At 36.8% G+C, this 15,259-nt stretch carries 12 protein-coding genes; 1 reads left to right on the top strand and 11 read right to left on the bottom strand.

Annotation, left to right across the window (positions count from 1 at the left end):
* Window positions 1–2 precede the first annotated feature (2 nt).
* Window positions 3–560 (top strand): hypothetical protein, encoded by a 558-nt coding sequence (locus AC0L3Q_RS15995; protein ID WP_473280945.1) that lies wholly within the window; start codon window positions 3–5, stop codon window positions 558–560.
* 186 nt (window positions 561–746) lie between these two features.
* Here the strand turns inward: AC0L3Q_RS15995 and AC0L3Q_RS15990 are convergent, their stop codons facing one another.
* The 11 genes from AC0L3Q_RS15990 to AC0L3Q_RS15940 all read right to left on the bottom strand — a co-directional run bounded on the left by AC0L3Q_RS15990 (window position 747) and on the right by AC0L3Q_RS15940 (window position 15,241).
* Window positions 747–1,433, bottom strand: a complete 687-nt coding sequence (locus AC0L3Q_RS15990) for a bifunctional 4-hydroxy-2-oxoglutarate aldolase/2-dehydro-3-deoxy-phosphogluconate aldolase (protein ID WP_473280943.1) — start codon at window positions 1,431–1,433, stop codon at window positions 747–749.
* Window positions 1,434–2,438: a sugar kinase gene (locus AC0L3Q_RS15985; protein WP_473280941.1), complete on the bottom strand. Its 1,005-nt coding sequence runs from the start codon at window positions 2,436–2,438 to the stop codon at window positions 1,434–1,436.
* A 36-nt stretch (window positions 2,439–2,474) separates the two neighbouring features.
* Window positions 2,475–3,236, bottom strand: a complete 762-nt coding sequence (locus AC0L3Q_RS15980; protein WP_073316381.1) for an SDR family NAD(P)-dependent oxidoreductase — start codon at window positions 3,234–3,236, stop codon at window positions 2,475–2,477.
* Between the two features lie 24 nt (window positions 3,237–3,260).
* On the bottom strand, window positions 3,261–4,529 hold the full coding sequence (locus AC0L3Q_RS15975; protein ID WP_473280939.1) for an MFS transporter: 1,269 nt from the start codon (window positions 4,527–4,529) through the stop codon (window positions 3,261–3,263).
* Window positions 4,530–4,695: 166 nt separating this feature from the next.
* Window positions 4,696–5,394 (bottom strand): FadR/GntR family transcriptional regulator, encoded by a 699-nt coding sequence (locus tag AC0L3Q_RS15970; RefSeq protein WP_473280937.1) that lies wholly within the window; start codon window positions 5,392–5,394, stop codon window positions 4,696–4,698.
* Between the two features lie 219 nt (window positions 5,395–5,613).
* Entirely contained in the window at window positions 5,614–6,513 is a 900-nt protein-coding gene (locus AC0L3Q_RS15965; RefSeq protein WP_473280936.1) for a polysaccharide lyase family 7 protein, read from the bottom strand.
* Window positions 6,514–6,521: 8 nt separating this feature from the next.
* Entirely contained in the window at window positions 6,522–7,529 is a 1,008-nt protein-coding gene (locus AC0L3Q_RS15960; protein ID WP_473280934.1) for a PKD domain-containing protein, read from the bottom strand.
* Between the two features lie 17 nt (window positions 7,530–7,546).
* Window positions 7,547–8,980 (bottom strand): RagB/SusD family nutrient uptake outer membrane protein, encoded by a 1,434-nt coding sequence (locus AC0L3Q_RS15955; RefSeq protein WP_473280932.1) that lies wholly within the window; start codon window positions 8,978–8,980, stop codon window positions 7,547–7,549.
* Window positions 8,981–8,999: 19 nt separating this feature from the next.
* Window positions 9,000–12,116 (bottom strand): SusC/RagA family TonB-linked outer membrane protein, encoded by a 3,117-nt coding sequence (locus tag AC0L3Q_RS15950; RefSeq protein WP_473280930.1) that lies wholly within the window; start codon window positions 12,114–12,116, stop codon window positions 9,000–9,002.
* Between the two features lie 492 nt (window positions 12,117–12,608).
* On the bottom strand, window positions 12,609–12,956 hold the full coding sequence (locus AC0L3Q_RS15945; RefSeq protein WP_473280928.1) for a cupin domain-containing protein: 348 nt from the start codon (window positions 12,954–12,956) through the stop codon (window positions 12,609–12,611).
* A gap of 17 nt (window positions 12,957–12,973) precedes the next feature.
* On the bottom strand, window positions 12,974–15,241 hold the full coding sequence (locus tag AC0L3Q_RS15940; RefSeq protein WP_473280926.1) for a heparinase II/III domain-containing protein: 2,268 nt from the start codon (window positions 15,239–15,241) through the stop codon (window positions 12,974–12,976).
* Window positions 15,242–15,259 lie beyond the last annotated feature (18 nt).

Below are 15,259 nucleotides of genomic sequence, written 5' to 3'. Positions count from 1 at the left end.
TTATGAAAAAAACTCTATTATTTATTGCAGTAGCATTACTTGGATTTACAGCTACAAACGCACAAGTTAAACTTGGTTTTGGTGTTGGTTACGCAGTACCGTCTGGAGATGTTGCAGATTTTACCGATGGAGGTATAGCCGCTCACTTTGAATTAGGATATGGCATTACAGAGAATATCGACGTTTCTTTCCTATATGCCGGAGACTTCTTAGTTGGAGCGGATATCGTAGCTGTAGCGGGACAAACAGCGGCAGAAATTGGAAATGTAGCCGTTGGAAGTTACTTGCTTAATGGTCGTTACTATTTTACCGACACTGCTTTCAAACCTTATGGAGGTCTTGGTATAGGTCTAGCTACTATTGGTGCTATCGAAGTTGATGGAACCTCGGCAGAATTAGCAGCTAGTACTTCTAACTTTGCGATTCGTCCAGCTTTGGGATTCAAGTATGGAGTACTTAATGTGCACGCTGCTTATTTGAGTGCAGGTAAAACAGGAGATGCTTCAGTAGGAGATATTTCTTTTAACCTAGGACTGTTATTTACTTTCGGAGGAAACTAAAATTCCATATATAAAAAATAAGTTTACAAAGTACGATCTTCTGGGTCGTACTTTTTTTATGTTTTCAGGTTTTCTAAAAAGAAAAACCCTTGCACTAACTGTACAAGGGTATTGACAAGCGAAAATTAAGATGTCAATCATAATCTAATTCATGCTTTAAACTTACATAACTACACAACATTAGATTTATCTTTGATTTATGGATGCTTTTGTTTTCTGAATAATAGAAATAGATGTTTTGGTGAGTTCTGTTATTTTTTGATAGTCAAAAGAAGCATCTTTATTTTTTACAATCAATTTGGATCCCATTCCTACACAAAATACACCTGATTGAAACCATTCACTTAGGTTTTTTTCGTCAGGAGCAACTCCACCACTGGCCATAATGCTGGTCCATGGGCATGGAGCTTTCACGCTTTTTACAAACCCAGGTCCACCAACTTGACTAGCTGGAAATATTTTTACAATTTCTGCTCCAAGTTCTTCGGCATAATTGATTTCAGATAAAGTAGCACAACCAGGTAACCAGGATACCTTTTGTCGGTTACATGTTTTTGCAATTTCTGGGTTTAAAATAGGGGAAACGATAAAGTTCGCACCTTTTAAAATATACAGAGATGCTGTGGCCGGATCTACAATAGAACCAATTCCTAATATCATCTCTGGTAATTCTTTTTTTATCCAGGAGGATATCTCAGAAAAAACTTCATAGGCTGCTTCTCCTCTGTTGGTAAATTCGAACACTCTGGCACCGCCATCGTAGCAGGCCTGTATTACCTGTTTTACAGTACCTATGTCCTCATGATAAAATAGAGGAACCAGTCCTGTATTTTCTATGGTTTGTACAACTTCTATTCGGGTATATCTAGCCATTTACCTTAATATTCTTCCGTTTACGTTACCTTTTACTATGTTTTTTATTTCTGTTTCTGAAACTAAATTAGCATCTCCTTCTATAGTATGTTTCAAAGCACAAGCAGCATTTGCAAATTCAAGGGCTTCATAATCATCATAATGAAGCAGTCCATGGATTAGGCCTGCGGCAAAAGCATCTCCTGTACCTATTCGATCCACTACATGGGTGATTTCTAACTCTCTCGTTTCTGCAAATTCTACTCCATTCCATGTTCTGGCTTTTATTTTATGCCAATTCACATTTCGAGAAGATCTTGTTTTGTCAAAAACTTTCTGTAATCCTTTATGACGATCCATTACCGTAGAACTCGCTTCTATAAACTGCTCTATTTCATTAGAATAAGAGGTGTCTAATAGCTCATTAATTTCATTTGGACCTCCGATAAAAATATTGGACAATCCTACTAACTCATTAAGTGTTGCTTTGGCATCTCTACCGTACTTCCATAAATTACTTCGATATGCTGGATCTGCAGATACTGTAATACCTAGTTCATTGGCAACTAGTAGTGCATCCTTTAGTGCTTGATAAGCATTTTCTGATAGGGCAGGAGTGATTCCTGTCCAATGAAACCAATTTGAATTTTCCAGAATAGCGTACCAATCAATAATTTTTGGATCTATATTACAAAAGGCAGAATGTGCGCGATTATAACTTATGGTAGTAGATCTCATTACAGCTCCGGTTTCCATAAAGTATACGCCGAGAGGATGAGAAGAATCCTGAATAGCTGAGGTATTTACTCCATTTTGTTGCAAGTAACCTTTGACAGCTTCTCCCAAAAAATCATTCGATACTGCACCAACGTGTTGTGTACTATTTCCCAATTGCGCAAGAGAAATGGCTACGTTGGCTTCTGTTCCACCAAAGTAATATTCTAATTGGTTAGACTGTTTTAATTTTTTATTTCCCAAAGGAGCAATTCTCATTAAAACTTCTCCAAAGGTTACTATTGTGTTCATTATACTATTATTTCAGCTATAATTTAATCTTTATTTTTAAATTCCTAGTGCTTGCCCTCCACCAATTTGAATAGTTTCTGCAGTGATAAACGCAGAGTCATCACTCGCTAGAAAAGAAACCACTGAAGCAACATCTTCTGGTTGTCCTAGTCTGCCTAATAAAATATTGTTTTTCCATGAGGCAAAAACTTCAGGTTTTGTAGATTTAATTTGTGAGTGAAAAGGAGTGTCAATCGTTCCAGGAGATACTGCATTTACTCGAATTCCGTACTCTGCCAAGTCTTTTGCTAACGCTCTGGTAATAGCATGAACAGCTGCTTTAGAAGTTCCGTAAATTCCCGCGCCAGGTCCACCTGCGGTCCATCCTGCATTAGAAGAATAATTAATAATAGACGCACCTTCAGCTTTCTTTAGGTAAGGAATAGCAGCTCTTGAAGCAAAAAAGGTTGAATCTAGATTCAATGCCATTACGCCTCTATAGAATTCTGTTGTCATTTCTTCAAATCTGGATCTTCCTCCTAATCCACCTGCATTATTTACCAGGACATTAATTTTACCATACTTTTCACCAATGGCTTTAATATTTGTATTTACAGCCTCCTCATCGGTTACATCAAAACCAAAGTATTCTGCAGTGATCCCTTCAGCTTTAAGCTCGGCAACTCTTTCTGCTCCTTTATCATCTTCGATACCGTTTAGAATAACAGTAAATCCATCTTTACCTAGTCTTTTTGCTACGCCGAAACCGATACCACCGGTAGCTCCGGTTACGATAGCAACTTTTCCGTTTAAGTTCATTTTTATAGTTTTATTTTAGTTGTTTTATTTTTCTTCTTTTAAGGGTTTTATCTCTTTGATTAGCACAAAAATTGATAAAACAGATAGTGGTGCTAAAACTGCCAGAATGATAAATGCAGGCGTATATGACACCGTTGTTATTTTGGGAATTACAAAATTCATGATGGCTACCGAAATGGCTCCGATAGTACCAGCAAGTCCTGCAAGCGCTCCTACAGACTTACTCTTTAAAAGATCACTGGATAAGGTTTGAATATTACTAATCGAAAATTGGAAACCGAATAACACAATAAATACAAAAGACACAAACTTGATGGGTGTATCTGCAAATAAAATAGCTCCTAGTATGGCTAAGAATATAATTGCACCTCCTAATGCGATTACTCGTTTTCTTGCCTTGTCTAGACTTAGTGATTTCATAAGTCGTTGAACATACCATCCTCCTGCAATACTGCCTATGGCGGCACCTACGTAAGGGAACCATGCGTAAAGACCAATTTCTTTTACATTGAAACCATATTCCTTATTAAGATAAATAGGCATCCAGAATACAAACAACCACCAAATGGGTTCGATAAAAAAACGGGAAGCCAATATACCCCATGCTTCTTTGAAGCTTAGTATTTTTAATAGCGGTAACCCTTTTTCTTGTTTACCATCTTCTTTAGTTGTTTCCTGATCAGATAGGATATATTCTTTTTCCTGATCAGTAATCCAAGGATGTTTTTTTGGTTGTTTCTTGTTGAAAATTAACCATGGAATGATCCATATAAAACCGATAACTCCTATAATGATAAATGTCCATCTCCACCCATAAGCGCCAAACAACTCAGCAATCGTTGGGGCAGCTACTATCGAACCAATAGCAGCACCGGCATTAAAAATACCTTGAGCTACAGCTCGCTCTTTGATAGGGAACCATTCTGCATTGTTTTTTACTGCTCCGGGCCAATTTCCAGCTTCAGAGACCCCTAGAATTCCTCGATATAAACCTAAAGAGGCTAGACCCCTGGCAAAGAAATGAAGTAAGGAAGCCAATGACCAGAAAAAGATAGATAATACAAATCCGATTTTAGTTCCTACTTTATCATAAACCCAACCAGAAATAAACTTACCTACAGCATAGGTGATCGTAAAAATGTTGATGATCCAGGCATAGTCTTCTTCAGTTAACCCCAGATCTTTTTTCATTTCGGGCCACATGATACCTAATGCAGATCGATCTATATAATTGATAATTGTGGCTAGGCAAACAAGGCCAATAATCCACCATCGTAATCCTTTAATTTTCATAGTCTATTTTGGTTCTATATAGGGTGAAAGAAGCTCTTAATGATACTCCGATTACCGTAACAGTTTGTAAAACCATTGTTGATATTGAATATTTGGTTGTAGTAACCAACACATTCGGTTGAATGATTTTAAGAGTGTTATGTTTGTTAATTAGTGCTTTACGTTTTTATTGATTATAGCAGTATTGATATAAAATTTTAAAATGTGCTTTCATCTTTTCTTTCGCCAGCTTAGGGTCCTGAGAGCGAATAGCTGCATAAATATCCGTGTGCTCCTGTATACCTAAAAATGCTTGGTTTTTATCACAGACGTGATACTTCTCAAAATTGGTGATGATTCCTGGGGTTATAATAAGCATGAACGTATTCATCGAACTGTTTCTACTGGCTTTTGCAATAGCAAGATGAAATAGTAAATCTTCTTGTACGGCATCTTCACCATTGATTACCTTTTCAGAATAGGCATCCAGAGCTTCCTTAATCGCTTGTAGATCTTCATCAGTTCTTCGTATGGCTGCTAATTGGGCCGTTTTTAGTTCTAAAAGAATTCTGGTTTCTACCAAAGATTTAAAATCAGGTTCTTCTAGCCGCAGAATATCTTCTATCATTCCATTAAGTGCTGTAATACCAATATTGGCTACAAATGTGCCACTTTGTGGAATGGATTCCAGAAGTCCATAAAACTCCAATTTTTGAATCGCTTCACGAATGTTTCCTCTACTTACTTCAAACTTTTCAGATAAAGTTCTTTCTGAAGGAAGTTTATCACCAGGCTCTAAATTTTTGTGGTTAATCAAATCGCGAATTGCAGAAATGATCTTTTTCTGAATGTCGTGATTTTCATTATTTAAAATTTCTAATTTCATAGTTCAAATGAGTGTTGAGCAAACTGGTTAACCAGATTGGTTATCCAAATTTATAAAATTATCAAATACTACAAAAGCATATCTATCATCAATATTATTTTTTTCTGAAATAACTTTCCGGGCTTATTATCCAGGGGTAGTACTGGGTAATAAACCCGGTGTTATGGCTATCTCAAAAAACTGTTCTCATACGGTTGTGGTTTCTAGTTGGTTTACTGGTTAATGAGAAACTTCTAGGTCATAAAATTTAACTTTTGCAAAAGCTTTTGGAGTTTTGGTGGCTAGATAATTTCCTGCCTTGAAATAATTTTCAAAAACTCCCCATCTTTTCATATCGTACCCTCTATACACTTTGCGGTATTTGTCATTAAGGATTACCTCCATCTTACCTTCGGAGGCTATGATTTCGACGGTAAATTTTTCGAAACCAACCTTCTTTGGGAAATTATACCCTTCATCATCTCCCCAGGCATCTTTACGCAGTACTTCCTTATCTGTAGCATCAGGATTTTTTAAGAATTTTGATTTTAATCTAATTCTACCATTATTCCAGTATACTTTCATAATAGGAGGGGCGTCATTATCTTTTTTTCCGATTAATTCTTTCTGTTCATTAGATAATCTGCCGTGAATCTGTAGCACAATTACTTTATCGTGCTTCCCTTTTTTGTTTTTCGAAATCTCATCGATTGCAATAGTAGCTTTCATTCTACCCCCATCCTTAAAACTCCAATTCACATTGTTTTTACCAGGAACAAGCTGTTCTCTGAGTTCACATCGAGAATATTTGGTGTTTGTAGTGGTTGCACCTGGTGTTGCATAAAACACCAGGGAACCATCTTTGGGGTCATCATACATATACTTTTGTAAAGTAGGATGATTTGCATAATCCAAAATTTCTGGCGGAGAAACGTTAATTGGTTTTGGGCTACCTATTGGTAACGTAACTTTCCAATGACTCAAATCTATTTTACCAGATTGTGCTGCCTCATTATTTCCTTCTGATTCTTCTATAGTACTAGCCTCTGCAACGCTGCCATTTTGCGCTTGGCAGGCAGCGCTTACAGATAAACATAGTATTATCAAAAATGAGAATATGTTATTTTGAATGATTTTCATTTTCTCAATTAGTTATTAATTGCTGTAATGGTTACAGAATCTAAACGCACTTCTTCATCACCGCTAGAGTAACCGTATAGAGCAAAGTCAGCAGGGTCTTCCGGACCAGAGTTACCAATACCTCTTATAAATAGTGCTACGCTATCATTGGCTCCTGAGTTAAAGAAGAACGTAAATAAACGATACTCTGAAGTATTAGGGTTATCTACAGTTTCCAATAATAAGTTGTTACCTGCTTCTTCGATTTGAGCAATAGAAGTATAACCAAAACCGTCCTGTGGGATCTCTACGGTATCTGCATAAGTTGCAGGAGTATATCCATCTACATATCCTTCTCCAGCAAGTACTCTTACTTCTAGTTGAGTAGGTAGATCTCCAGTTTGATCAGATTCGAAACGTATAGGGATTTCGATTCTATAATCTGCGTTTGGAGTTACTGCAAATTCTTGATACGCATGATCTGGCTCTGCATTATCTAATTTGATCACGTCAGATCCATTACCACTACTAGACTCACCTTGCTCCCCAACACTTCTGTTAATCCATCCAGAACAGGTACAATCCGATCCTGAAGATTTTGGAAGTCGATCAAACTCTGGGTTAAGTAATACAGGGTCTGGTACATCTGGCACATCTGGCTCGATTAACTCTATAGTTTCAGAATAGGTTGAGGTTTGACCCAGTGCGTCAGAAACCGTTAACGTAACTGTAAAAGAGCCTTCTCCTGGGTAAACATTTACAGGGTCTACCTCTGTAGAGGTATTTCCATCGCCCAAATCCCAACTATAAGAGGTAGCATTATCAGATTGATTGGCAAAAGCTACTCGTGTAAAAGTTTCAATTTCAACCCCATTCGTAAATGTGAAAAACGCCGTTGGTGGTGTCTCATCTGCGATAGAGTTTTCTTCAGGTAATTCGTCTATAAACTCACAAGAGGCAAATACCGTTGCAAAAACCAGAAGCAGTGCTATGCTGGCTTTTGAAAGTATTTGATTGTTTAAAATTATTTTTTTCATAACGTTATGTTTTAACTTTAGTATCCTGGGTTTTGTGTTAGCAATCCTTGACTGATAGAAATCTCTGCTCCAGGGATAGGCAGTAGTAGATCTGTAGCTTGAAATTCAAAACTGTTTGCTGCAGAAAAAGCAGACAACACATCTTGCGCCACTCCAAAACGTTTCAAATCCAGAAAACGGTGGTTCTCGAAAGCTAACTCTACACGTCTTTCATCCATTAATGCTTGCTTGGTGATATTGGTTACAGGATCCATGATACCGGCTCTTTGTCGTACTGCCTGGAAAGAAGCAATTGCTGCAGGAGCACTAGTTTCTAGACCACCAGCCATAATCGCTTCAACATGAAGTAATAATACATCTGCATAACGTGTTACAATCCAGTCATTACCTGCAATTCTTGGGTTAGCTGGTGCCGTAGTAACACCTACAGTTTCATCTACAATAGGAAGGAATTTTACGGTTTGAAACAACCCTGGATTTCCTGGGTCTTCTCTAAATGTAAATTGTCCTCTATTTCCTCCAAAATTATTGAAAGCTTCGACTAACTCGGCGGTTGCGTAATTAGAACCTGTACCACGCCCTACAGCATCCAAAAACTCCGCAGAAAACCCTTGGCTATCATTTACAATGGTATCATCAAAACCAATAGAGAATACGGTTTCATCATTAGCTTCGTTATAAAATATATCTAAGAAATTAGGTTCTAGACTATAGTCGCCACTAGCAATCACGTCTTCTAACAAACGTTGCGCTTCCAGATAATTGGTTCCTAGAGTTAGGTATACTTTTGCAAGAAAAGTTTGTGCTGCAGCTTTAGACGCTCTAGTTCTGAAGCTATTATCCAAATCACTAGCAACCGCAAACTGAAGATCACTTACAATTAATTCGTAAACTAAACTTTCGTCCACTCGAGTGAAAGCAATTTCAGTCTCCTGTGGACCAATTACTCTATCCACTAGAGGAACATCTCCATAAAAGCGAACCAGATTAAAGTATGCATATGCTCTAAGAAAACGAGCTTCTGCTTCAAATCTATTTGCATTTTCTTCAGACGCATTTGCCAGGTTTTCTAGTACTAGATTCGCTCTAAAGATGATATTATACATGCTTCGGTAATAGGTGATTACAGCAGCAGTTTCTGGAGTTACGGTAAAAGTTTCGAAGTCGAAACCTTGAGGAGATCCACTTTTAGTTCTAGAATTGTCACTTAGCGTTTCTGCCATTTGATATTCTATCTGTATTGCCAAATGCGGATTGTTAAAACCACCATCACCTTCTAATGGATTACTACCTTGTAAACCATCGTATATATTGATGATTCCTGCCGTTATTTCATCATCATCATTAAAGAAATTATCAACGGTAGTCGCCGATTCTGGCACGGTGTCTAAATCACATGACCATAAACAAGCGGCCAGGCAAAACAATGAATATATTTTTATTAGTTTCATAAGTCTTGTTTTAGAGATGTTAAAATTCAACATTTACACCTAGTGTTATAGTTTGTTGTATTGGCGTACCACCTCTTTGATAACCAAAGGTAAGTGGTGTTAGTTCTCGAACATGTTCCGGATTCCAACCTGTATAATCATCAGCTGTGATGAATAGTAAGTTTTGACCAGTAGCATATAGTCTAAGACTAGATAAGTTCAAGTTATCCAGTACTTGATCTGGAAAATTGAATCCTAAACTTACGGTACGTAAAGCCACATAACCTGCATTTTGTACTAATTGACTAGTGAATATACGTTGTACCAAAAATTCTTGATCTGGTGTGATAGATCGATCAAAATCTACTGTATTACTATTGAAGAAATCAAATATGTATTGATCTCCCAGGTTATACGTTTTTGCTCCGTGGCTACCTTGGAAAAGGAAGCTGAAATCTACATTTCCAATTTGAATATCGTTACCAAAACTCCAAATCAGATCTGGATACGGGTCACCCAAAATGGTTTTATCATCTTCATCGATTAGACCATCGCCGTTCAAATCTTTTGCGTAAGCAAATTGTGTTCTATTCCCCACTTGTCTAAATGGATCATTCAAGAATTCGAAAGGAATGTCTCTATCAAATACATATCCATAGAATGAAGAAATCGGCTGACCTTCAAGGTTGATCCATTCTACCAAACGGCTACCATCATTGGTGTTCACTACCTGCCCGTTTGAATCTCCAAAATCTACTAAAGTATTCTTGTTAAAAGATCCGATTAAAGATGCAGACCATTTGAATTTTTCTCTATTGATAAATCGAGTTCGTAGTTCAACTTCTACACCTTCATTTTCTACTGTTCCCAGGTTAACTAGAGCAGAGGTAAAACCTGTGGTTCCAGAAACCGGGTTATCCAGTAGTAACTCATCACTAGTTCTTTTATAGTAATCTACAGAACCAGAAATAGCATTATTAAAGAAACCAAAGTCAACCCCTGGGTTAATTTCTTCAGATCGTTCCCATTGTAGTAATGCGTTAGGGATGTTAACTGGATTAAAGCCATTGGTTATTGAACCATCAATTACTGCACTGGAAGGCTCTAATAATGCAAGAGAAGGGTAGTTCTCGGTTAAGAAATCTCCATTAAGATCGTTGGTACCTGTAACTCCATAACTTACTCTGAATTTAAGTTGGTTGATCCAATCCACATTTTCCATAAATGCTTCATTAGATACTACCCAACCGGCAGATACTGCAGGGAAGTTACCGTATTTAGTATCTTGTCCAAAAATTGAACTTCCATCGCGACGAATACTTGCATTAAATAAATATTTATCATCATAAGAGTAAATCACACGACCTAAAAAGGCGTTCAAAAAGTTTTCATATTCAAATGCAGTGGCATCGTTAATAATAGATCCTCCACCAACATTTGGAATTAAATCTGAAGTGAATCCACTAGCTTCAATCTGTGATTCTTCAAAAAATCTATTTTCCAAAGAAATACCAGCAATAGCACTAATCTTATGCTTTCCTATAGTTTTATTAAAGCTTAAAATGTTATCCGAAATTAAAGCATATCGACTACGTGTGTCATAAGATGCTGTTGCAGCTGCCGCTCCATTTCTGGTATTGTTTACACCGCGATAATCGGTGTTGATTCTATTCTCATAAGTGGCAGTAAATGTAGATTTAAAGCTTAAATAGTCGGTGAATTTGTAATCCGCATATAAGTTTCCGAAGAAATTATATCGGTTTTCAAAACGCTGACGCTCTAATAGCTTCGCTAAAGGGTTGATATTACTCGTATTACTAATATCTACACCACTAGTTACAGGAACTCCCTGAAAGTTCCCAGCTCCATCAAAAATACTGGTTGCTCCAGCTGGATATTCGAAATCGTCAAACATTCTTTGCAAAACGTAATCTCCAATTTGTGCATCAGCAAATCGACCACCATCACGTACTCTGTTTACAAAGTTAATGTTGGTTTCATCTAGTCGAGAAGGAACCCATGACGGTTGTCTCACTACATCATAAAGTCCGGTGGCACTAAATCTTCTTCGTTTTGAGTAAGAAGGAGAAAAACTAGCTCCTATTTTAAAGTCGTCAGTAACCTTCGTACTCACCTTAAGTTGTGCCTGATATCTCTCGAAACTATCGGTAAGTAATACTCCATCATCCGAAACATAACTCAAGTTTACGTTGTATTTGGTTTTCTTACTACCACCTCTTACACTAAAACTGTGACTTTGAATAACACCTCCGTCTAGGATAATGTCTTGCCAGTCGTTATCGGCGTTGATCAGTTGTCTAAATTGACTTCCTAAAGAAAGTCCGCCTGTAATTCGACGTTCTCTATCCAACTCAGCCTGAAAATCGATATCATAGGCATCACTTCTTCTACCTTCTTTAATCCCGGTAAACGTATTATAGGTAAAGCGTGCTTTACCTTCTTTACCTTGTTTTGTGGTAATCTGAATAACTCCATTAGATCCTCTCGAACCAAATATCGAAGCAGAAGCAGCATCTTTCAGTACCTCAAAAGATTCTACGTTATTCATGTCGATATTGGTCAAAAAATCTGAATCCACCACGGCACCGTCTACTACAACCAGTGGTCCGTTGTTTGATGTGATCGATCCCACACCGCGAATTCTAATGGTAGGAGCAGAACCTGCTTCTCCTTCAGAGTTTCTAATATTTACCCCGGATACTTGACCGATTAATGCTTCGTCGACCCTGGATACTGCAATTTGATCCAGATCTTCATTAACAACTTTGGAAATAGCTCCGGTAAGTAATGATTTCTTTTGTGTTCCATATCCGATTACTACAACCTGTTCGAGTTCTGCCGCATCTTCCTGTAGTACGATATTTAGTGTAGTTTGATCAGAAATGATTACTGTTTGAGTTATATATCCGATATACGAAAATTGTAGTACGTCTTTTTCTTTGACCTGTATCTGATAATTACCATCAAAATCTGTAGAGGCACCCGTATTGGTATTTGTGATGATCACATTTACTCCTGGTACAGGTAATCCCTTTTCATCGCTGACTCTACCAGATAATAAATAGCTCTCCTGGGCCAAGAGTGGTATTTGTGATAAGACCAGGACAATAAAAATTAGTTTGATTTTAAAATTCATTTTAAATATGTTATGTTTCTACAATGAGAGGGATATCGGTAAGGATATCCTAATGAAGAATAATAAAGAAGATGTATTTCCTAATTCCCCTTTGTACTAATCACATAGCCCAAACATAATTGTTAAAATTTTTGTACTTTTGTAGGACATGTGATGACAAGATCATGTGTTTAACTATTACTTCCCTCCAAAAGAAGTAATTGAAGAAAGGATAGGCGCGCACCTGTCCTTTTTTGTTTTAAGTATTTCTGACTGACTTCATAAAATGTATTGAGTTTTTTTCTAGTGATTATTTGATTGTTTTTTTGTGGTAAACCAAACTGGATAACCAATTTGGTTTACCAAATATATGTTATTTTAATGTTAAAAAAAATTATATTGATTTTTATCGTTAAAAAATTGAGTGTTTCTCAATTTGAGATAGGGTGGAGCACATATATTCGCAATACGAGAAAGGATTGCACTATGTTTAGTACAGCTATGAGGGCCCTATTACTCCATAAAATCTTCTCGTATTGGACTGAAAGTGTCTATAAGAAAACCTGACTCCAGACAAATTGCTCCATGCATTACATTTGGAGGAATGTAAAATGAGTCTCCTGCAGTTAATACCTTTTTTTCTTCACCAATAGTTACTTCAAACTTACCGCTCATTACGTAAGTCACTTGAGAATGATAATGTTGATGCATAACACCGATTCCTCCTTTGTCGAATTTTACATTTACCAACATTAATTTATCATCGTATCCCATGATTTGACGATGTACACCTTCTCCTACTTTTTCCCATTCAATTTCCTTTCCTAATACAAATTCTTTACTTGAACCAAAACTTTTCATTATTAAGCTGTTTTAAATTAGTTTGTCTTTTTATATACATATGGGCCTTTCCATTTTATGGTCTTTCCCATAAATTTTACGGTATGTAAAACCTCTTTTTTGTTATTGGTTAGGCATAACAAAAAAGTGTGTTTTCGATCTGTGGTTGTGGTAATTGTCCATCCGATGTAATTTTTATCGAGAAGGTCAATTTTTTCAACACTTTTGATCGTACTAGAAGCATTTTTGGCAAGTTCGGTAACAGGGCTGTAGGATCCGTGAGCTTCAATAATAGAAATGAAAGTATCGGATTGAGAATTTACTTTTCTATGGATAAGTGCGGGATCTTTTCTAAGGTTAAATTTGGGGTCATTGGCTCCAATACGAGTAAACAATAGTTGATCTTCAGCATTAGAGAGCATAGATATCGTGTAAAACTGGCGATTTGATAACCAGGTAAATTGAGCAGTTTTTGTAGATAATGCATCACTTTTTCCTTCTAGCCATAGATGTTGATATCCAAAATCATCACCCAGGGGTTCTAGTTTTTCTGGTTTTTTATACTCAAAATTGGTGGCTATTATTTGTCCGTTATAGTAAAAAGGAAGATCAAATTGATGAGGTAGATCTGATTCGTAATGCATAACATCAATGAGTAGGGGAGCTTTGAAATCTTCGTCCTCTAGCAAGATCATAGTTCTATGCAAAGAGGTATTGGGGTAAGCATTTTTTTCTTGTGCACTTACCCATTGAATTTTAGGGTTTGAAATATCGAATAGGTAAGGTTTAGAATGATGTGTACTTCCGATCTCATATTTTCCACCAAAATGAGATACCTGATCTTGAATGATCGTATTATGAGCAATAGTTTGTTTGGCCCAGGTTTTATTTTCTTTCAAATAACCTCCACCGTTTTTCTGTTCGATATTTACAAATCGAGCTAAACCATAATCTTGTAGAACTTCTTTTCCATCGTTATAAAAGGAATAGGATAATTTGTCATAATGACCGTGGCTTAATCCCTGAGATGTATATTTCATGACCAACTCAAATGGTTGTTCCAATGATCTTAATATGCCAATACCTCCTTGCTCTCCGTTAGCACCATCTTTTAATTCGATTGAGTTTTTAGGAAAAGCTTTTGCTTTATTTTCTTTGATTCGTAAAGCTACATGTAATCCAGCTTCGTCAAGCTGAACTTTATTCTGTTCCTTTGCGATACTTAGTAAAGCGGGATCTTTTTGCCCAAAATAATAGGCAATGTCAACTGCAGAAACCAATTCGTTGGATAGATAAGACATTCCTTTTTGAGCGTCGTTTAACGGAAAAAACTCACCATCGCTATCGGTTAAATTGAGTAAAGCATAGACCGATTTGATCAATACCTGATCTTTGTATTCAAAAATGTTTAACTCAGGTTTTTTGTTTTGTAAAGCCTGGGCGAATATCATAAATGGATACATGGCATATCTTTGGTAATACGGGCCTTCGGTATAATATCCATCAGGAGAAAATGGCGCATCAAGATTAGCAAGAAACCCAGTTTTTTGTCCATCAATCGATATAAAACCTCCATCATTATCTTTAAGGTTTGGATTGGCTTTTACATCCTGTAAACCCTGTAGTGCTCTTTGCACTAGTTCTTCATTATCCATTACTAGTCCAATCATCCCTACAGCGACATTTCCCCAGGTACTGTGATTATGAATTCGATTGAAAAATTGGGGAGTTTCTTTGGATAAAAAATCTGCGTAAGGAATAAAAAGTTGTTGCTCTAGAAACTTTCTATCCTCTTTTGATAAAAAATCATAAATGCAATCATAAGCTTGACTAACATATACCAGCCAGTTAGCATCATTCAAACATTGCCAGAAAATTTTCCCACGCGCATATGATCTTTCTTGAGGGTGAAGTGGCAAAGTAGGATACATTTTGGCATATGCTTTTAATACTTCATGAACGTATAATGCATATTTGTCATCTTGTAATATCTGGTATAATACCCCTGCTTTTTGAAGCGTTTTCCAGTTTTTCTTATGCTGATCATGCGTATATCCTCCAGCCATATCCTTTGGAATTGGTACAAGGACACCTTTTTCCATTTCGATATCAATTTCGGCTTTAACGTTGGCTAGTGTTTGATCAAAAATAGGGACTTGACCAAGATGTTTTCTGATTTCTTGTACTCCTTTTTTTGTTAGGATCAGATTGGGGTGATCTTGAGCATATATAAAGGATATCCCCACAAATAAAATAGGTAGTACGAAGTAATGCCTAATCTTAGTCAAAAATGTTTGTGTGTTCATTTATACGTCCTTTATACC

The sequence above is a fragment of the Aquimarina sp. KJ22-3 genome, from assembly GCF_055808215.1.
This window is presented reverse-complemented; position numbering and strand designations above follow the sequence as displayed.